The sequence below is a fragment of the Sedimentibacter sp. genome, assembly GCF_038562225.1.
Lineage (GTDB): Bacteria > Bacillota > Clostridia > Tissierellales > Sedimentibacteraceae > Sedimentibacter.
Genome location: NZ_JBCFAS010000004.1, coordinates 211,926 through 231,513, shown reverse-complemented (window position 1 = coordinate 231,513; position 19,588 = coordinate 211,926). Strand labels below are relative to the sequence as shown.

15 protein-coding genes are annotated in these 19,588 nt (G+C 43.6%); 2 read left to right on the top strand and 13 right to left on the bottom strand.

The window, feature by feature from the left end:
- Positions 1-138: 138 nt before the first annotated feature.
- Positions 139-699, bottom strand: a complete 561-nt coding sequence (locus tag AAGU76_RS16015) for a hypothetical protein (RefSeq protein ID WP_342486530.1) — start codon at positions 697-699, stop codon at positions 139-141.
- 254 nt (positions 700-953) lie between these two features.
- Between AAGU76_RS16015 and AAGU76_RS16010 the strand changes: the two genes are divergently transcribed.
- Together AAGU76_RS16010 and AAGU76_RS16005 are read left to right on the top strand one after the other, a co-directional pair.
- The gene (locus tag AAGU76_RS16010) at positions 954-1,997 is read left to right on the top strand and encodes a M14 family zinc carboxypeptidase (protein WP_342486529.1); all 1,044 of its coding nucleotides are present in this window, start codon (positions 954-956) and stop codon (positions 1,995-1,997) included.
- A 219-nt stretch (positions 1,998-2,216) separates the two neighbouring features.
- A complete protein-coding gene (locus AAGU76_RS16005) occupies positions 2,217-3,470 on the top strand; it encodes a competence/damage-inducible protein A (protein ID WP_342486528.1) in 1,254 nt (417 codons plus the stop codon).
- A gap of 151 nt (positions 3,471-3,621) precedes the next feature.
- Here AAGU76_RS16005 and AAGU76_RS16000 read toward each other — a convergent pair whose 3' ends face one another.
- From AAGU76_RS16000 to ablA, 12 genes are all read right to left on the bottom strand, one after another.
- Positions 3,622-6,111 (bottom strand): ATP-binding protein, encoded by a 2,490-nt coding sequence (locus AAGU76_RS16000; protein WP_342486527.1) that lies wholly within the window; start codon positions 6,109-6,111, stop codon positions 3,622-3,624.
- A 262-nt stretch (positions 6,112-6,373) separates the two neighbouring features.
- Complete coding sequence (locus AAGU76_RS15995) at positions 6,374-7,546, bottom strand: ABC transporter permease (RefSeq protein WP_342486526.1); 1,173 nt, start codon at positions 7,544-7,546, stop codon at positions 6,374-6,376.
- Positions 7,540-8,883, bottom strand: coding sequence for an ABC transporter permease (locus tag AAGU76_RS15990; RefSeq protein WP_342486525.1), 1,344 nt, complete (start codon positions 8,881-8,883; stop codon positions 7,540-7,542). Before AAGU76_RS15990 ends, AAGU76_RS15995 begins: the two co-directional genes overlap by 7 nt.
- A gap of 8 nt (positions 8,884-8,891) precedes the next feature.
- On the bottom strand, positions 8,892-9,821 hold the full coding sequence (locus AAGU76_RS15985; protein ID WP_342486524.1) for an ABC transporter ATP-binding protein: 930 nt from the start codon (positions 9,819-9,821) through the stop codon (positions 8,892-8,894).
- Positions 9,822-9,833: 12 nt separating this feature from the next.
- Positions 9,834-10,823 carry a hypothetical protein gene (locus AAGU76_RS15980; protein ID WP_342486523.1) on the bottom strand — a complete coding sequence of 330 codons (990 nt, stop codon included), beginning with the start codon at positions 10,821-10,823 and terminating at the stop codon, positions 9,834-9,836.
- Positions 10,824-11,033: 210 nt separating this feature from the next.
- Positions 11,034-11,681: a response regulator transcription factor gene (locus AAGU76_RS15975; protein WP_342486522.1), complete on the bottom strand. Its 648-nt coding sequence runs from the start codon at positions 11,679-11,681 to the stop codon at positions 11,034-11,036.
- Positions 11,656-12,840, bottom strand: coding sequence for a sensor histidine kinase (locus AAGU76_RS15970; protein WP_342486521.1), 1,185 nt, complete (start codon positions 12,838-12,840; stop codon positions 11,656-11,658). Before AAGU76_RS15970 ends, AAGU76_RS15975 begins: the two co-directional genes overlap by 26 nt.
- A 239-nt stretch (positions 12,841-13,079) precedes the next feature.
- Complete coding sequence (locus AAGU76_RS15965; protein WP_342486520.1) at positions 13,080-13,838, bottom strand: OAM dimerization domain-containing protein; 759 nt, start codon at positions 13,836-13,838, stop codon at positions 13,080-13,082.
- Complete coding sequence (locus AAGU76_RS15960) at positions 13,838-15,394, bottom strand: lysine 5,6-aminomutase subunit alpha (RefSeq protein WP_342486519.1); 1,557 nt, start codon at positions 15,392-15,394, stop codon at positions 13,838-13,840. The genes AAGU76_RS15965 and AAGU76_RS15960 overlap by 1 nt, the downstream gene beginning before the upstream one ends.
- 133 nt (positions 15,395-15,527) lie before the next feature.
- Complete coding sequence (locus AAGU76_RS15955) at positions 15,528-17,123, bottom strand: DNA mismatch repair protein MutS (protein ID WP_342486518.1); 1,596 nt, start codon at positions 17,121-17,123, stop codon at positions 15,528-15,530.
- 2 nt (positions 17,124-17,125) lie between these two features.
- The gene (locus AAGU76_RS15950) at positions 17,126-18,148 is read right to left on the bottom strand and encodes a hypothetical protein (RefSeq protein ID WP_342486517.1); all 1,023 of its coding nucleotides are present in this window, start codon (positions 18,146-18,148) and stop codon (positions 17,126-17,128) included.
- A gap of 121 nt (positions 18,149-18,269) precedes the next feature.
- Positions 18,270-19,523, bottom strand: coding sequence for a lysine 2,3-aminomutase (ablA, locus tag AAGU76_RS15945; RefSeq protein WP_342486516.1), 1,254 nt, complete (start codon positions 19,521-19,523; stop codon positions 18,270-18,272).
- Positions 19,524-19,588: the final 65 nt, after the last annotated feature.

Below are 19,588 nucleotides of genomic sequence, written 5' to 3'. Positions count from 1 at the left end.
ATGTATATAATATAGCACAGGTTTTTGAGTTTAATATTACAGAAGTGTTACATGTACATGTTTTCCTCCGGATTGTCCGATAAAACTAAAACAGGCCGGCTCACGGCCGACCCCTTTATTTTTTTAAACTTAACCTGTCTATACGTCACTGTTGTCTTCAAATTTATAGTCTGCATCCTCTTCCAGCACAACATCGTTGACTTCATTGCCTGCATACAATACTTCATACAGCGCAAGGCAGCCTGCTATAGTCAAAACTATACCTATAATTACAACTACTGTGTTTAGTGCTGCTCTGGAGTTTAATATGCAGTAGGCTCCAAACAAAATTCCTGTTCCTGAAGCCACCAGCATCACTATATCTGAATAGTCCCTGTTTCTGATTGCATTGAAATATACCGGTACTGTCAGAAACATGAGGAGTATACCGATTATGAACATAACCAGTTCAGGCTTGAACCATCCCAGCACTGATGCTGAAACGGCAGCAAGGTAGTTTATTTTCTCCCTGGTTTTCATGTATCTGTAAGTCATTTTTACATTGATAAAACAAAAAGAGAGAACCATGAGCATAGCTGCCCGTATGGCAAAATTTCCTATATGCCTTGAGCCCAGGATAAATATGATTCCCGTCAACGTCAGGGTAAGGCTTATGATTTTCAACGTCTTTGTTTTAAATTTTAAGCTGGCTAACAGCATATGCTCAACCCCTTTACAATTTGATTAATTATAGCATTAAAAGATTTGGTTAGCAATAGCGGTATTGAAATCTATGATTTGTTGACAGTATCATATTTATGAAAATATAAATTGAAACCCTTCACTGCGTTCAGGATGACAAAATCCTGCTGAATTCGAAATTCGTTTTAGGATAACAACCAGGCACAAATTTATTGTATAATTGAAAATATTTATATTATAATAAATGTATTACAAATGACGAGGAGATTGAAATGTTTGTTGTTGACACTTCGGATACGTATTATCTGGATAAAATATATGAAGATATCAACAAGCTCTGCGAAAAATACAATAATATTCTGAGCAGCAAAATCATAGGCAAATCTGTTGAGGGAAGGAATATTGTCGCACTTAAGTTAAGCTGTATGGAGTACGGGAGTGCAAATGGAGATTCTGCGCTCCGAATGACAAGGAGCAAAACTAAGCCATCCGTACTTTTTACCGGTGGCATTCATGCCCGTGAGGATTTTTCCGTGATGCTTTGCATGAAGATGATCGACCATTACTGCCATCATTACTGTGAGTCCACTGAACTTGAAGGATTTGATGTGAGAAGCATAATCGAAGGCGTTGACTTGTTCTTTGTTCCTGTTGCCAATCCAGACGGTTTGAACATCGTCCACCACGGCATCGAAACCTCATCCAACTATGAGCAGCTTAAAACCATGCAAATATGGGGTGAGGACCACACCTACTGGAAGGCCAATGCCAACGGTGTGGACCTGAACAAGAACTTCGATGACGGCAACTGGGAAATAAGAACATGCGTGCCGGGTACGGAAATTCCCTGCTCCGACCGATTTAAGGGTTTCTCTCCAAACAGCGAACCTGAAACCATGGCACTGGTAAATTTCTGCAACCATAACAGCTTCACCCTGATGGTTTCTTACCACTGTTCCGGCAACTGCACTTTCTGGGCTGACAGCGGCACCCACAGCCTGTTTGGTGGCATGGATGAAAAAATAATGGATGAACTGAACAAAAGATACATATACAGAAAGACCAAAATAAGCCAGGACCCAAAGATTTACGGCTGCGGCTTCGAGAACTGGTTCAGGGCAAGGATGAAGAGGCCTGCTTTCTGCATAGAGCTTTCGCCCTTTGTTGAAGGAGGAAGACAGCATTCTGACACTTTGTTTGATGAGCTTGTGTGGAAGCATGCCAGGACAACAGGGCTGTTTTTCGCAGAAAAAGCCATTGAAATTGATGCTGCCATCAGAAGTGATGCCGGGAAGTTTGCTGCAATGACAAAGTGATTGCTTTAGTTTTGCTATATACTAGTTAGGAGAGTAAGTGTGGAGATTCTTCAGCTGCGCTTCAGAATGACAATCATCCAACTACAGATATATTTATCAGCTGAATCCTTCGGCAGTGCTCAAGGATGACAAACTATTGAATGGCAATACTATATTATTGTTGTATTACATTATTTTTTGAACAATATTTAATTTATATAAATCACCGGAGGAAAAAATATGAATGCTGAAATACTTTGTGTAGGTACTGAGCTTTTGCATGGAGACATCGTCAACACAAATGCTCAATATATATCGAAAAAACTGGCTGAGATAGCCATTGATGTCCACTATCAATCTGTTGTGGGCGACAACCCCGACAGAATAAGAAAGGCATTTGAAACAGGGTTTTCAAGAGCTGACCTGGTTATATCCACAGGAGGTCTTGGGCCCACACAGGATGATATAACCAAGGATGCACTGGCAGAATACTTCAATGCAGAGATGACATACAACGAGAGCAGCTACCAGCATGTGAAGGAAATGTACTCCCGCTTCAGGAAAGATCTTCCAAACAATAACAAAAGGCAGGCATACTTCCCGAAGGGGTCCATAATACTAAACAATCCCAATGGAACTGCAAATGCGTGCATATACAGGGGTGAAGACAGCCAGGGTAACATAAAGACAGGAATACTGCTGCCGGGGCCTCCCAAGGAAATGGAACCGTTAATTGACAACGAGGTCATACCTTATCTAAAGCAGTTTTCAAATCAGGTTGTGTACGGAGAAAAGCTTGTTGTAGTAAACATCGGCGAATCCGCTGCAGAAGAAATGATTCTAGACATGATCGAAAATCAGACCAACCCCACCATTGCTCCATATGCCAGCGCCGGAAAGGTTATCTTCAGAATAACCGCCAAGGCAGAAACAAAGGAAAAATGCATTGAATTGATTGAACCTGTGAAGGCGGAACTTATAAACAGATTCGGAAAAGAAAATGCTTATGTCACTGAGTCCGGAAAGGTTGAAGACAAAACCGCCGAGCTTCTTCTTGAGAATAATCTGACCATAGCGACTGCAGAATCCTGCACCGGAGGGATGGTTGCATCCAGACTCATCAGCTATCCGGGCATTTCAAAAGTATTCATGGAAGGCTTCATAACGTACAGCAATGATGCCAAGATGAACACCCTGAATGTTAAAAGGGAAACTCTTGAAAAGTATGGAGCAGTGAGCGAAGAGACTGCCAAAGAAATGGCTTACGGAGCAGCCCGGGCTGCAGGAACAGACATAGGTGTTTCCACAACAGGCGTTGCAGGTCCAGACGGAGGCACAGAGGAAAAACCGGTTGGTTTGGTTTACATTTGTGTTTATTACAATGGTAAATTCAATGCACAAAAAATAATGGCTACCGGCTCCCGTGAAATAATAAGAGACAGGGCTTCAACCTCAGCCCTGGACCTTGTAAGAAGCGCCATTCAAACCAATTAAGAGTTAAGAATTAAGAATTGCAAGTTTGGAATGAATTATGAGTTTTTGTTAAAAAATGTAATAATTCAGTTAGATCCTTCGACTCTGGTAAATGGTCTAAATGACAAATCAAGGCGGATACTGTATTGTATCCGCCTCGTTATTTGTTTCATCAATCCTTACCTGCTGCGTTGGCAAGTATTCTGTTGAATTCGCTCAGACGCTGGTCTGCCAGGTAAAAAATGCTGTCCATAGGATATTCCCCGTAAATTTCTTTTTCTCCCGCCTTCACCCCTGTCAGAAGCTCCAGGCCCTCCTCTATGGTTTTTACGGCATATATGTGGAATGTTCCCCTTTGGACGGCTTCCACAACCTCATCCTTCAGCATCAGGTTGTCAACGTTGCTTTGAGGGATCATTACTCCCTGTTCTCCGGTGAGACCTTTTATGGAGCATATGTCAAAGAATCCTTCAATTTTTTCATTGACTCCTCCTATGGGCTGTATTTCCCCCATCTGGTTAACCGATCCTGTAACAGCCAGGTTTTGTTTTATTGGCACGTTGGAAAGGCTTGAGAGGATTGCATACAGTTCTGCACTGGACGCACTGTCTCCTTCAACCCCTCCGTAAAGCTGTTCAAATGTTACCTGAGCCGTGAGGCCAAATTGTTTTTCCTGTGCAAACTTACCGCCCAGGTAGCCGTTCAGCGTCAGCACTCCCTTTGAATGGATGTTGCCGCTCATTTCCGTTTCCCGTTCGATGTTTATGATTCCCTGGCGCCCTGTATATGTTCTGGCTGTAATCCTTGAGGGAATTCCAAAAGCGTAGCCTGACGTTTCCATGACAGACAGCCCGTTTACCTGACCAACAACAGCACCTTCCGTGTCTATGAGCACCTTCTTCCTAAGAATCTGCTCCTGCATTTTTTCTTCCAGCATGTTGGATCGGTACTTCTTGTTTCTTATAGCCTTATCCACATGGTATGAATCCACGAATTCAGAGTTGTCTGCCTGAGCCAGTGCTGACGACTCGTAAACAATTTCGCTGACCACATTGAACCTCGTTGAAAGCTTGTTTTGATTTTCCGCCATCCTTGAACCCAGCTCCACAACCCTGGCCAGGGCCCTGTTGTTGAAGTGCCTGAGGTTTTGCTTTTCGCACACTGAACCAATGAACGACACGTATTGCTGAATGTTTTCAGGAGTCCTTTCCATTTCAACATCAAAATCAACATTGACCTTGAATAGTTTCTTAAAGTCCTCATCCGACGACAGCAGATAGTAGTACAGGTAGCTTCCCACCAGTATGACCTTCACATCCAGGGGTATGGGCTGGGGCTTCAAGGTGACTGTGGGAACGAAGCGTGATTGTTCACCTATGTTCTCCACGACGGCCTGCTTGTATTTAAGAGCCTTTTTCAGTGCATCCCACGCGTATGGATCCATGAGAAGGTCCTTGGCCTGGAGAATAAGATATCCGCCGTTTGCCCTTTGAATAGCTCCCGCCTTTATCATGGTGAAGTCTGTCATGGTGGTCATCATCATGCTCTTGTACTCAATCTTGCCAAACAGATTGTAGTAATAGGGATTGCTTTCTATGATAACCGGCGCGCCCGCTGTTTTTTCGTTGTTTACGAACAAGTTTACCTTGTATCTAACAAACGGGTCTCTGGTGTCCTTAGACTCAAAAACACGTGAATCAAAAATCATATCCTCGTCTTCTCCGGCAGCTTCCGGATCTTCCTGGGCTTCAGTTGCCAGCTCTTCATTGAACATGTGGTGCACACTTCGGAAAATACTGTGATTTTCTGCTGCATCCTTCAGAACCTTGTCCATGTATTCAACAATTGCCGTGATTTCCCTGTATTTTTCCTTAAGCTGGTTTATGAGGGGCTCAGCTGCTGCATAGGCTGTCTGCTTGTCAAGCTCCACTGCCTGTTCTTCCGCAATCCTCTGCTGAACCTGTCCATCTCTTATGCGGTCGTCTATTTCCTTTGCAAGCTTGTTTCTTCTTACTTCTATTTCTTCCTTTTTGTCCACAGGCAGCTGGTTGTATTCGTCAGGTGTTATGAGCCTGTTGTCCTTCAAGGGTATCAACAGTATCTTCGTTCCCGCCTGCTGAATTCCAAATCCTGCATCAACGGCGATTTTTTCTATGTCTCTCAGTATTGAAGCCATCTTATCGTTGGTCTTCTGCACAATGTCGTCCTTTTTCTGCTGGTAGGCACTGCCTTCAAATGCCTTTGGAATATACACTGCCAGGTTGCTGATGAGTTTTTCCATGTCCTTTTGAAAATTTTTGCCTTGACCTGCAGGCAGTGAAATTGCTAGCGGTTTGTCCCAGTCGCTGAAGTTGTTGATGTAGCACCAGTCGTTGGGAACACTTCCGTTTTCAGCTAAATGTCCTACCACTGACTGGGCATAGGTGCTCTTTCCCGTACCCTGTGGGCCTAGAATGAATATGTTGTAACCGGTAGCACTCATGGATAAGCCGAACTCCATGGCCTTTACAGCCCTGTCCTGACCGATTACTCCCTTGGGAAACTTAACCTCCCTGGATGATCCGCAGAAGCTCAGTTCGTCATCCGTGCTGCAGGATCTTTTCAGTTTGTCTGTGGGTACCTTGTATTTTTCTATGTTTACTTTTTCGTCAATGTAATCCATACGTCCTCCTTATATATTTCCTTGAAATACATATACCCTTCAGCCTGAATATTAAACCTTTATAATAAGAAAGTGTCATATATCCATCCACTTTCTTGTTGTAAACAAAAAATGAGGCGGTACTCCACCTCATAAATTATAGATATTTTGATTCTGTACCTATGCGGCGTAGAACCTCCATCAATAATAACAAGGGAGATCCTTCGCTGATGCTCAGGATGGCAGAATTCAGATTTATCAATAGTCACATGCTTCTAATTTTTCATTCAGTCTTAAGAACCTTAATACCTGTACTGAAGAACAACGCTCCCATGGCCAGCAAAACAACTGTTGGCTGCACTGCTGCCTCAAAGCCTGCCCCGTGGGCAGCTATGCTTTCGATTCCCTGCAGTGCCCACTTCTGCGGAGTAAGATTTGCAAGGAACAGAAGTATTTTGTTGTTTACTATGTCAAGAGGCCACATGCATCCTCCCAGCATGGATGTGCTGGTCAGTATCACAGGCACCATTGCACCCAGCTGAGCCTGTGTCTTCACAAAAGCTGAAATCATAAGCCCCAATGAGGTCACGGTAAACACGAAGGCGGCACATATCATGAGAACTCCAAGAATGCTGCTGCCCCAGTCCACCCCCAGAAGGTACCTTCCGCAAAGAATCAATATTCCCATCTGCACCGCTCCTACCAGGTATGAAGCAGCCATGCTCCCTCCCAGTATGGCTCCCTTGGACACCGGCGAAATCATCATCCTCTGCCATGTTCTATACTGCTTGTCGGCAAGTATGGTTCCTATGGAAAACACCATGGTGTACATGGAGAAGAACAGAGTAAAGCCTATCATTGTGTGCTTCATGCTGTCATAGCCTGATTCCTTGTCTGTGCTGTACACAACGGAGGTTATTTTCATGGGGTTCTTGTATTTCCAGTAATCCATCGTACTCTTGTATGCTGAAAGTTCAAGTGCCTGCACATCCGCCAGACCCTTGCTGGAACCGACATAGTCTGCTGTTAGCTCCGATATTCTGATTGCTCCTGCCATTTTAGTTACAATGCCTCTTACTTCTTCCTGAAGCGAAAGCACTATCGTGTCATCCTTTATTTTAATGAAGCCTAGTGATATTTTGTGTCCTTCTTCCAGATCCTCATTAAATCCTTTCCTAACCTGCAGGGCAACCAGCACCTTTCCTTCTTCCACAAGCCTGACTGCTTCATCCATTCCTTTTTCGGCGAATTTGTATGACTTGTTCTGTTTAAGCTCATTCATGAGCATGGCGGAATATGGGCTCTGGTCTTCATCAACTACAACAACCTCCGGCCGGTATGTGTTGAATGAAACGCCAAACACCGACGTAAGTCCGAGAGCCATGGCAGTCATAAGCAAAATGACCAGCACATCGTCTTTGAGTCTCTTTATCCTCAATCTTAATACACTCAGCACTTCACCGCCTCCTTTCCCGAAAGCAGCATCACAGCCGCTGCCAGAAGCACTGCTCCCACAGCAGACAATATGGCAGCATTTGCATATATGTCCTGCACTCCGTAGCCCATCATTATTTTCAGATATGATTTCAGGGCTATGCCGTTCAGCGACAGAAAGCTTAGCTTCTGCATAGCTTCAGGCATAACATCCACCGGGAAAAAGCTGCCGCCCAGCAGGGCCATCACCTGGATGATCACCGAATCAAATGCATTTGCCATCTTGTAGTTTCCTGATTTGAACGTAAAAGCTGCAACAAAGGACCCAAGACCTGCCACTGCCATTGAAGATGCAGCACTGACAAGGGCAGTTGCCTTCAAATCTCCCCAGTATACCTTCAGCACAAAACCGGAAAATAAAATCATCACCGCTATCTGTACAGAAGCAATTATAAATATGACAGCAAATTTTCCTGCCAGGATTCCGAATCTGCCAGTTCCTGCCACAGCCATGCGCTGGTACGTTCTGTTGTCCTTTTCCTCGAGGAGCATCCTCCCGCCGTTTCCTGCAGCAAAAAGAATGAACATGGTCATCATCGCAGATGCATAGTAATCTGCGCTCTTTATGCTTCTTTTTCCTTCAACCTCAACAGCAGTGATACTCACCTCTATTTCATCCATGGCAGATGTTATTTGTTCCACGGCATCATCAATGTCCTTAAGGTCGCTTATGCCGTTGGACATGGCTTCCTCAATGAGAACATTCTTGCCTATTATTACGGAGGAAATGACGTCTGTGTATGCTTTCATCACAGCATTCACAACCTGGCCGTCAATTTCCCTGTCCGGATTGACCAGAATCTTCAGGTCAACGTTATTTCGAAAGGGTGTGAGAAGGTTGTACTTCATGCTGTAAACGAACCTTTCAGGCATTATGACGGCTGCTGATATTTCTCCGCTTTTCAAAAGCTCCATTGTCCTGCTCTCATCAACGACAGTGTAAGACACCAGTTTTGAAACCTCCGGACTTCCCAGAAAATCCTCAAAGAATATTTTCTCCGGGTTTGCATCGTCTGATGAAGAAATCATGTCATCCAATGTTTCCTGCCCCATTGATTTGGAAAACAACCCGTCCCTTAAGGATTCCTCAAACATTTCCGTATCACTTTCAGCGTCATAAAGCTTAACGACTGCAATGTTTACGCTGTCCATGTCATACTCGCCGGTGGCGAAAGACCCTTTCAGCGCAAAGCTTAATATGGTCATCAGTATCATGGGCATTAGAATCATTATGGCAAGAGCATGTTTATCGCTGAGAACGGTCTTTAAATCCTTTATAATAATGCTAATTATTTTCATGGTACCACCTAGTCCCTCAGCGCTTTTCCTGTCAGATGCAGGAACACTGATTCAAGGTTCGGTTTTTTTACGTCTATTGACTGAATCCTCAATCCTCTTTCTGATACGCTGTGCATAATGTCCGCCAGCAGTGTGTCTGCATTTTCCCCGTACACGACTATGGCGTCCTCATCAACGACGGCGTCAGACACTCCGTGCAATGTTCTGATCATGTCAGCTGCCTCATAATCCGTCCTGTCCAACTTCACGTTTATCTGAGTCCTCTCCCTTACCATCTCCACCAGCTCATCCTTGGTCCCTGATGCAATTATCTTTCCCTCATCCATTATGCAGACTTCATTGCATAGATACTCCACCTCTTCCATGTAATGGCTTGTGTAGATTATGGTCATCCCCTGCTTGTTGAGATTCAGAACAGTATCAAGGATATGATTTCTTGACTGAGGATCGATTCCAACGGTGGGTTCATCCATTATTAGTATCTCAGGCTCGTGGAGAAGAGCCGCTCCGATGTTGAGCCTTCTCTTCATTCCTCCGGAATATTTGTCAACCCTGTCCTTAAGCCTTCCATTCAGCTGAATTATGTCAGATACGTCCGAAATCCTGTCTTTAAGCCGGGACCCCTTCAATCCATACATGCTTCCCCAGAATTTAAGGTTGTCGTATCCCGTCAGGGTTGGGTAAAGTGCTATTTCCTGAGGTACAACCCCGAGTTTTTTCCTGATCACATCAGGAGTCTTAATTATGCTTTCACCCCTGTACAGTATTTCACCGCCCGTAGGCTGAAAAAGTGTGGATATCATGGAAATGGTTGTTGATTTTCCTGCTCCGTTAGGCCCCAGAAGTCCGAAAACATCCCCTTCTCCCACCTGGAAGCTGACGCCGTCAACTGCGTTTATGCCGCCAAAATTCTTATAAAGATTTTCTACCTTCAACATTGCTGTACCCCTCTAATTTTCCTTGAACAAGTCTTTCATGATATCCGGCATGTCTTCAGCCATTTCATCGCTTCTCATGGTATTTTCCTCTGTCAGCACTGGAAATTCAAATTCCTGGTCCTTGTTGATATCCCAGTTTTTAAGCTCAAAAGAGTAACTTGCTGCTGCAAGACCCTTATCCTCGGGATTTACAACCTTCAGATTCAAATCAATCTTTTCGTTGACAATGTATCCGTCAATATCCACATATGCCTTGAAAATAAAGTTTTCTATCTCATATTTGTCTATGTCTTCAGCAAAGCTGCCTATTAAGCTATCAAATGACTTGAACTCTTCATTTCCCGAGTTTTTCTCAGCCATTTCGCCGTAAAGTGACTTAAGATTTTCATCCTTTAAAATCACTTGCACGCTGTACTTCATAAGCTCCTTAATCTGGCCGTCGTTCAGCGTAATGACGTATTCGGTCGTTTTAACCTCTCCGTCGGGAGTTGTAAGCACAATGTCCTTTCCCTTGAACACGTCCTCCTCCTTCATGAGGCTCACCCACTTGGCTGTTATGTTGTCAATTGTTTCCTGAGAAATTATTTCCCTGTTTTCTTCGTCTGTTGCTGCAATCATTTCCTGCTCATTAAGCTTGAGATACTTGCCCACAACAGGCAGCTTCATGGCCACCTGGTCTTTGTCTATGAACAGTGAAAAGTCAAACCCCATTCCTCCCATGTTCAGGTAGTTTCTGAATATGCTTTTTTCAGCATCGTCGTCGTACGTTACATCAAAGCTTCCTGACAAGTCCTTGTAGTAGTTGAGTTTTTTTATCTCTTCCGATGTCATGTTTTTTGTATTGAACTGGGTAACCACCGAAAACTCTCCGGAAGTCCTCCCCTTTGTTATGTGCTCCGTTTTTTCCGATGCTTTCTTGTATTCTTCAAGGCCGCTGGTGTTGCAGGCTGCCAGGGACAAAACCAGCAACAGTGCCGCAAATGCTGCAATATATCTTTTCATATTAACCCTCCTGTTTTTATGATACCATTTTATAAATAATTCACAGGGTTATCTAGTATCTTAAATCACAAATTATAATAGTTGCACATGACTTTTGGCACATTTTATTCTCCAAAATAAGACTGCCAACTGAAAGGTCCATCCCCGGAATTCGTTTTGTGAATTGAAAGGTCCGTCCCCGGAATTTTATGCGGAATTCTGTCCCCGGAATTAGAGGTTGTTTTTGATGGAAAACACAGCCAGCTGCGTTCTGTCACGAAGGTCCAGCTTTATGAGCACTCTTGTGATGTGGTTTTTGACTGTACCCTGACTCAGGTACAGCTCCTCTGCGATTTCCTTATTGTTTTTTCCTTCCCCTATGAGCCGGAGTATGTCCTTTTCCCTGTCCGTCAAAAGCTCCACCCTCTTGTCGGAGTCCTTTTTATGCTCTTCCCTTGCCAGCTTTGAGAATTTATCTATTACCTTCACAGCAACCTCAGACTGTATGAGAGCGCCGCCCTCGTAGACGGTCCGCACGGCCCCGGCTATTTCAGAGGGGGAAGTGTCTTTCAGAAGATATCCTGAAGCACCGTTTTTCAGAGCCTCATAAATGTATTCATCGTCGTTGAACGTAGTGAGCACAATGACCTTAACTGAAGGAAAATCACGCTTTATCATCCTTGTGGCTTCCACGCCGTTAATATCCGGCATCTGAATGTCCATGAGCACCACATCCGGCATGTTCCACCTGCAGAGCTCGTAAGCCTTTTTGCCGTTGTTGGCTGTTCCTACAACCTCAATGTCTTCCTCCGTTCCAAGAATGAGTTTCAGTCCTTCCACCAGTATGTCCTGGTCATCTGCCAGCAGCAATCTTATCATCTTCACCCTCCACATAAATGATTCCTTCAATTTTGAATCCGTCCTTGCCGCAGAAATCAACACTGCCTCTGAAGGATTCCACACGTTCCCGTATACCCTTCATGCCGTAGCCTTCTCTTATGTTTTCAGCACCACAGCCGTTGTCCCTGATGTAAAACTTCACCCTGTTATCAGAGCACTCAAGCCCTGCCTGGATTTTAGACGCCTTCCCGTGCCTTATGGAGTTGGTCAGTCCTTCCTGAAGGATGTGAAACAGGGCAGTGCCTGCACCATTGTCTCTGGGAAGTTCTCCCGAAATGTCAAGGCTTATTTCAGCACCCGTCTTCCTGGAAAACTCCTGCACCAAATCTTTTATGGCTGTTTCGGCGGATACTTCTTTTTCCTTTCCCCTGAGTGTTTCAACAACTTCCCTTATGGCAAACAGACTGTCCTTTGCTGTTCTTAGGGAATCCTCCATAAGCTTTCCACACTTTTGCGAATCTGTATCCAGATAGTGCTGAGCCATCTGAAGCTGCATTATGAGTGCAGTCATGTTGTGTCCCAGATTGTCATGTATATCTCTTGCTATCTTGTTTTTTTCCTCGATGACGGACAATCTCCTGAGCTCGTCAGTGTATTCCCTGAGCTTCCTGTGAGCATCCAGCAGCTCCCTGTACAGGATGTCCTTTTTTTGCCTCTCTTCCCTGTTATGTTGGGCAAACGCGGCAATCACAAGGATAAGAACATTGATCATGAGAAAAAACAACAATTGGGATGCGTTAGCAAGATTTAACTTGTAGTATATGAGGTAGGCATACTTGACCATTGAAACAAGAACTATGACTGCTCCCAGTACTGTTCCCCTTTTAAGCTCCAGTGTCAGGGACGATTCCAGAAGCACGGCTATGTAAAACGAATGAAAGAAATAGTTTATAAGAAGCCTTGAATTGAATTCCAGCACATAAATGAGGGCCGTATCCAGTAAAAATGAAAAGAAGTAAAGGTTATTCCTGTTTTTGATGAAGTATTTTCCCAGATTTGAAACGAGAAAGGCAAGAAAAACGCCAATCAGCACCATGAGCCTCTGCTGCTGCGCATTTTCAAAGTATACGGCGGCTGCAAACAGCAGTGTCAATATAGACGTCTTCAGAATGTACAACAACCTTTTATATTTTTCCATACAAATCTCCGTTTGTTTGATGAAAACATTATACAACATTATTATTCTTAATTCCACTGAATGAGAAATAAATTATCAGAGTTATCAACAAAGTTTGTTTTTTTTGTGAAGGTTATCCACATTTTCGGACCGGGCTGTTAATTGAAAAAATAAAAAAAGAATGCGACTATCCTATCAGTTTGATGACAAGTTCGTAGTTTGTCAATAGTCTGATAGGATGTAGCATCCTGTAATATTATTTATATTAGATTTCTTTCAACTATCTGTTTAACAACAAATGTCGCAACGTGGTTTGCAAAGCTTCCGGAACCGAAGCCTGCGTCATAGCCCAGCTCCTGGGCAAGCTCGTGGGATATTCGGGGGCCGCCGCAAACAAGAACCATCTTATCTCTCAAGCCTTCAGCCTCCATCATTTCCACCAGCTGAGTGAGGTTGGCGATGTGCACATCCTTTTGAGTAACAACCTGCGATACCAGAATTGCATCTGCCTTTACCTCTATGGCCTTGGCAATTAGCTCTTCGTTTGGAACCTGGCTGCCCATGTTGATGGCTTCTATGCCGTGGTATCTTTCAAGACCGTAGTTTCCGTCAAAGCCCTTCATATTCATGATGGCATCTATTCCAACTGTGTGGGCGTCGGTACCTGTGCATGCACCTACAATCACAACGTCTCTTTTGATGTTTTCCTTGATGTAATCTTCAACCTGGTGTCTGTCCATGAACTCCATGTCAACCTTGGGAACCTCTATGGTGGTGTAATCCACTGTGTGGGTACACTTTCCATACATTACGAAGTACGTGTATCCTACACCCAGGTCCTTTGAATAAACAACTGCAGGATCGTCAAAACCCATTTTTGATGCCAGCTGCCTGGCTGCTTCTGAAGCCTCATCTCCGTAGGGAACAGGCAGCGTGAAGCTCATCTGCACCATTCCGTCGTTCATTGTATCGCCGTATGGTTTAACCTTTGTCAAATCAACATTTTGAATTCCGTCCATTACTTCACACCTCCCAGCATCAGATCTATAAACGGGTTAAAGTATTTTTCATCCTTTTCAACTACTCCGGCAAGACCTTTTCCGCCGGTGAAGCTTCTCTTTACTCCTCCGAACTTGCCTTGTTCAATGGTGTTGAAAATTCCTTCATTTTCGATATCCTTCAAAAGCTCTTCAGCCTTTGCCAGGACTTCCTGAGCTCTCTTCTGGATTATGCCGTCTTTCTTGAATTCAACCTCATCGCCTATGTTTCTGGCGTTGTTGAAAATGTACTGTGCATTTTCAATTGAAAGCATTCTGTCCTGCAGGTGAGGAGTGTGAATAGCTTCAGTGGGCATTCCAAGAAGCTGGATTCCTTGATTTGTCCATATGGATACGAAATTGAACAATGCATCCTGCAGGTGTCCCTTGAAAATGTTTCCTGTCATGAATTTTGTTGGAGGCATGTATTTCAAAGGTGCCTTGGGGAATATTTCCCTTGCCATCTGCGCCTGCGCAAGCTCATATAAGAAGCCGTTTTCAAGAGTCGGGTTCATTTCAAACGCGTGTCCGAGACCCATCTGCTCCTCGGGTATACCAGCCTTAAGTGCAAACTGCTCATTGATTATCTGTGAAGCAAGCACCGTGTGGGCTTCTTCCACTGCATCTGCAGTCGTAAGGTAATTGTCTTCGCCTGTGTTTATGATTATTCCGGCAAAGCCGTTTATAATTCTTGAGAAATACTGGTCAACAAGCGTTCTCTGCATGTTGATGTCTCTGAAAAGAATCCCGTAAAGTGCGTCATTGAGCATTACGTCAAGTCTTTCCATGGCTCCCATGGCTGCTATTTCCGGCATGCAAAGGCCTGAACAGTAGTTGCAGAGCCTGATGTACCTTCCGATTTCCTCTCCCACCTCATCGAGAGCCTTCCTCATTATTCTGAAGTTTTCCTGAGTGGCAAATGTACCTCCGAAACCTTCGGTTGTAGGTCCGTAAGGAACATAATCCAGCAAGCTTTGTGCAGTTGTACGGATAACAGCTATTACATCTGCTCCCTGCCTTGCTGCAGCCTGGGCCTGAAGGACATCCTCGTAGATGTTGCCGGTGGCAACTATTACATACAGGTAGGGTTTCCTTCCTTCCCCAATAGTGTTCAGATATTCGTCTCTTTTTGCCCTGTTGTTCTTGATTCTTTCAACCATCTTAGCTGCAGTTTCATATACAGCGTCCATGATTTTGCTTTCGTCGGCAACAGGAAGCTTTGTAATGTCTATTTCGCCTGCGCTTACTTTTTGTGCAATTTCCTGCGGAGTGAGGCCTGTGTTCACCATGGCGTTTCCAATCCAGAACGCTGCCCCTCTTGAAAGCCCTCCGCCTTCCTTGATGTTGTCTATCAATACGTTTGGAAGCGGCTTATCTATTTCGTCAACGCCGTCAACTCCCATAAGCCTTGCAACCGTTCTTTCCACTGTAACTGTGGTGTTCTTGTCTATGAACTGCTGTACATCTTCTGCAATGTTTTTTGCGGCTGAACGTGCGCTGTCAATCAATCCCTGATTAAGGTTTAATTTGCTTTCCATAAATCCTCCCTTTTTCTAATGAAGAATTAAGAATGAATAATTAAGAATTACGGTCGAATTAAGTCGAAGCCTAATTCTTAATTTAATTCTTAATTCTTAACTCTTAATTCTTAACTCTTAATTCTTAACTCTCTTAATTGATATAATTCTCAGCATCTTCAATTATTTCCAAATTGATGCCTGCTATCCTTGCGATTTTTAATGCGTCTTTGGGAATATCCCTGTTGTACTTCACTTCTATGAGTCTGTAATCCATGTACCTGGATATCTGTTCGATGTTTTTAGTTGTCAGATCAGCCTCATCAGGAAGCTTCAGCCCCGCAACCTGCAAATTCTGAACTTCCTCGTCATTTGCTACGTTGTCGTAATGAGTTGTGAGCACCGTTATGCAATCCTTCTTCTTAAGGTAGTTCACCACTGCCCTGGTGATTGCATACCCTTCCTTTGGATTAGTACCTCCTGCAAGCTCATCGACCAGTATGAGACTTCTGTCTTCTGAACTGTCGATTGCTTCCTTGAGATTTACAATCTCTGCTCCGAAGGTACTCAGTCCCTTTTCAATGGACTGATCATCTCCCACGGAAATGAATATGTGGTCGAAAAGGCATAGACTGGCGTACAGGCACGGCACAAACATACCATATGATGCCATTGCTGCTATCTGCCCCACCATCCTCAGAGAAACAGTCTTTCCCCCCATATTGGCTCCGGTTATGCAGATGACTTTCTTCTTCAGGCTCATATCCACGGGCACATATTCCCTGTGCTTTTCCTTCAGCGTCTTTTCAAGCTTAAGGTTTCTTCCGCCCCTTACTTCAAGTTCAAGCTCCGGAACAATTTCAGGTTCCACCGAATTGGTCTTTTGCGCGTAGTTTGCCTTTGCAATGATGTAATCAGTTTCTCCGATAATTCTGGTGTTTTCGGTGAGCACATGATAGAATTCCTTTATTTCCAAGGAAATATTCTGCCTGATACAAAATTCCTCTTCCTCTTCCTCAAAGGACAACATCTCGTATCTGTGCTCTAAAGCATCCATATCATCATTGTTTTTGATCCTGAAAATCACATTGAGGTAATTTTCTGCCGAAACCCTCAGTCTGTTATCCTTTGAAAGATCTTCAATTTTATCCTTAAGCGACTTGCTTACAGTTGCCTCATCCTTCAGATTCAGCCTGATGCCGTGTTTTTTTTCTATTTCAGCCTTTAATTTTTCTCTTATGGAGCGGATGTCCTTTTCTATCTGCCTTTTTTCTTTTCTTATGGATTTTAATCTATCCGTATATTCGTCGTAAATATAAAACGTGTTCAGATTTTCATGAGCGGGGTCAAGCATTTCATAAAGCTGCGGCAGGGGTGTCAATTTCTTTAACGTATTGTTATAAATGGGCAGCACTCTTAAGGCTCCGTCCATCTTTTTAACCTGAATCAGGAAATTTTTTATCTCATACAGCTCAACTTCATCCAGTACCTGATTCTTATTCGCCCTCTCCAATGTTTCTTGTATGTTCTTTATATGTTTGAGCACATCAATGATATCACGCCTTTTTTCGCTTTCAATAAATGCCCTTATCTTATTGAACTCATTCCTTAGGTCTGCCTCCTGACCTCTGAAAAAAGGTTTAGCTTCCTGCTTTCTCCTGATACCATATTCGGTAATTGGTTTAACCTCACCGAAAATATAGTCAAAGTTTATATTTTTGGCTGCTTTTTCTGTCATAAAACTACTCATTCCTAATCACCGCCTGACACCACATCAATTACTTTCATCCCGGGTATATATTTCTCCATGCTTTCCTTGAACAAAGCGCTGTCGAAAAAATATCCTGCGGGAGCCACGGGATTCAAGGTAACAGCCACCACGTTTATGGAGTTAAGCGTTTCTACCTTGAGACCTTTTTTCCTCATTTCATTCCACACGTTAATATCCGCGAATATTTTCGTACCGTCTTCTATAATTAAATTTATGCCTCTTAAATTTTTGTTTTCCCATAAATCCTTCAACAGGGAGGTTGTCACCGCCCCCTTCACAAAGACATACTCCGTATGCTCATCAACAAGCTCGCTTATCTTCTTCCCTCCGGTGATACTGGACTCGATTTCCGGAATGTTTACAGTGCCGTCGCTTTGAACGACGCATGTCTGGTTTTTCTTCAAAAGAAGTTTTTTCACATGATCATCGGCCTGTTTCAGTGTGTAGCACTCAACAGCATGGGCTGTTTTTTCCAAAACCTTTTTCATATCCCTGCTTAAGACTGCGCCTGTTGCCATAATACAGGCATCGGTTACTGCAGGCGACGATACGGCTTTGCGGTCAATTGCTCCGTCGATTATGACCAGCTCCGCGCCATAATGTCTCAGCCGCCCGGATATGTGCTTCATATCCTTGACGCTTACAGGTCCGGCAATCTGAATATTGCCTGCCTGCCTTACCCTGACTATTATGACCTCACCCATGGGAGTGTTTATTCCGGTGGTTTCCAAAATCTCCAGCTTTGCATCGGACAGGAGGAGAGTTTTTTTTGCTGTGGCTGCGTACATTCCTTCGCATAAATATATGGAAGGCTTCTGAGTTTGTGTAACAAGGTCGGTGCTTTCACCGTCCCGGCCTGTTGAAGTAATTCCTATGACTAATTTTTCTGCCGCAGATTCTTCTATGAGATAGTTGAGAGTCACGGTCTTGCCTGCATTCTTGGCAAGACCGATGATTGACACAGTTTTATATCCCTTTTGCCTTATAGCCTCAATTAATCCCATAAAAAACCCCTTTTTCTAATGAAGAATTAAAAATTAAGAATTATGGTTAGGAATTGTGCATAGCACAATTCCTTACATTTAATTTTTCATTCTTCACTCTTAATTCTTAATTGCGAATTGCTTAGTCGTGGTGTACTCTTTCTCTTCTTGCCAGCTTTGTAGGTTCAAGGGCAAGGTCGTTTCCTTGCAGCAAGCCTGCAACCCCTGTAAGAGGATCCTTCTTCCTTCCCTGGCATACTTCGCACTGGCATTCCATATCAGGAAGGTGAGGTTCAGTATATGTTGTAATAACGCCTTCATAGTTTCTCAAAATCACCTTGTCAGCTGACTGCGACAAAACGTAGTTAGGCATAACAGGAATCTTTCCGCCGCCTCCCGGTGCATCCACAACAAATGTAGGAACAGCGTATCCTGAAGTGTGACCTCTTAAGCTTTCGATTATTTCGATTCCTTTAGCAACAGGAGTTCTGAAATGTTCTATTCCCAGTGAAAGGTCGCACTGATATATGTAGTACGGTCTTACTCTGTTCATTACAAGCTTGTGAACCAGGTCTCTCATGATGTGAGGACAGTCGTTGACACCTCTTAACAGCACTGACTGGTTTCCCAGAGGTATACCTGCATCTGCAAGCTTTCTTAAAGCTTCCATTGATTCAGGAGTAAATTCTTTCGGATGGTTGAAGTGGGTGTTCAGCCATATTGGATGGTACTTCTTCAGCATGTTCACAAGATTGTCTGTGATTCTCTGAGGAAGAACAACAGGAGTTCTGGAACCAAGTCTGATTATTTCAACATGAGGAATTTCTCTTAATTTTTTGATTATATATTCAAGCTTTTCGTCAGAAACAAGGAGGCAATCTCCCCCTGACAAAAGAACGTCTCTTACAACCGGAGTTTTTCTGATGTATTCGATGCATTTATCGATGTTTTCCATTGAAACTTCATCATCGCACTGTCCTGCAAACCTTCTTCTTGTGCAGTGTCTGCAGTACATTGAACATTGGTCTGTAATCAGGAACAGAACTCTGTCAGGATATCTGTGTGTAAGTCCGGGAGCCGGTGAGTCTGTGTCTTCATGAAGCGGGTCAACCATGTCTGCGGAGCTTATGTGTGTTTCTGCAATTGTTGGTACAGCCTGCATCCTTACAGGGTCCCTCGGATCATCCTTATCCATGTGGGCTGCGTAGTAGGGTGTTATGCCCAGTCTGAATTTTTCCAGAACCTTTGATATGTCTTTTTCTTCTTGTTCGGTGATGTTTATTATCTGCTTTATCTTATCGACAGAGTCAATTCTGTTTTCAACCTGCCATTTCCAGTCGTTCCACTCTTCAGGCTTGACATCCTTCCAGAGTTCGATTTCATTGTAATAAGCCATGATACCCTCCATTTAATTATTTTTTAAAGCATGGAAATACTAATCGGGAGCTATTTCCCAATTAG

Bases quoted from the DNA above. Each gene is read 5' to 3' on its own strand.
- AAGU76_RS16015 (WP_342486530.1), bottom strand. From the start codon at position 699: ATGCTGTTAGCCAGCTTAAAATTTAAAACAAAGACGTTGAAAATCATA.
- AAGU76_RS16010 (WP_342486529.1), top strand. From the start codon at position 954: ATGTTTGTTGTTGACACTTCGGATACGTATTATCTGGATAAAATATAT.
- AAGU76_RS16005 (WP_342486528.1), top strand. From the start codon at position 2,217: ATGAATGCTGAAATACTTTGTGTAGGTACTGAGCTTTTGCATGGAGAC.
- AAGU76_RS16000 (WP_342486527.1), bottom strand. From the start codon at position 6,111: ATGGATTACATTGACGAAAAAGTAAACATAGAAAAATACAAGGTACCC.
- AAGU76_RS15990 (WP_342486525.1), bottom strand. From the start codon at position 8,883: ATGAAAATAATTAGCATTATTATAAAGGATTTAAAGACCGTTCTCAGC.
- AAGU76_RS15985 (WP_342486524.1), bottom strand. From the start codon at position 9,821: ATGTTGAAGGTAGAAAATCTTTATAAGAATTTTGGCGGCATAAACGCA.
- AAGU76_RS15980 (WP_342486523.1), bottom strand. From the start codon at position 10,823: ATGAAAAGATATATTGCAGCATTTGCGGCACTGTTGCTGGTTTTGTCC.
- AAGU76_RS15975 (WP_342486522.1), bottom strand. From the start codon at position 11,681: ATGATAAGATTGCTGCTGGCAGATGACCAGGACATACTGGTGGAAGGA.
- AAGU76_RS15970 (WP_342486521.1), bottom strand. From the start codon at position 12,840: ATGGAAAAATATAAAAGGTTGTTGTACATTCTGAAGACGTCTATATTG.
- AAGU76_RS15965 (WP_342486520.1), bottom strand. From the start codon at position 13,838: ATGGACGGAATTCAAAATGTTGATTTGACAAAGGTTAAACCATACGGC.
- AAGU76_RS15960 (WP_342486519.1), bottom strand. From the start codon at position 15,394: ATGGAAAGCAAATTAAACCTTAATCAGGGATTGATTGACAGCGCACGT.
- AAGU76_RS15955 (WP_342486518.1), bottom strand. From the start codon at position 17,123: ATGAGTAGTTTTATGACAGAAAAAGCAGCCAAAAATATAAACTTTGAC.
- AAGU76_RS15950 (WP_342486517.1), bottom strand. From the start codon at position 18,148: ATGGGATTAATTGAGGCTATAAGGCAAAAGGGATATAAAACTGTGTCA.
- ablA (WP_342486516.1), bottom strand. From the start codon at position 19,523: ATGGCTTATTACAATGAAATCGAACTCTGGAAGGATGTCAAGCCTGAA.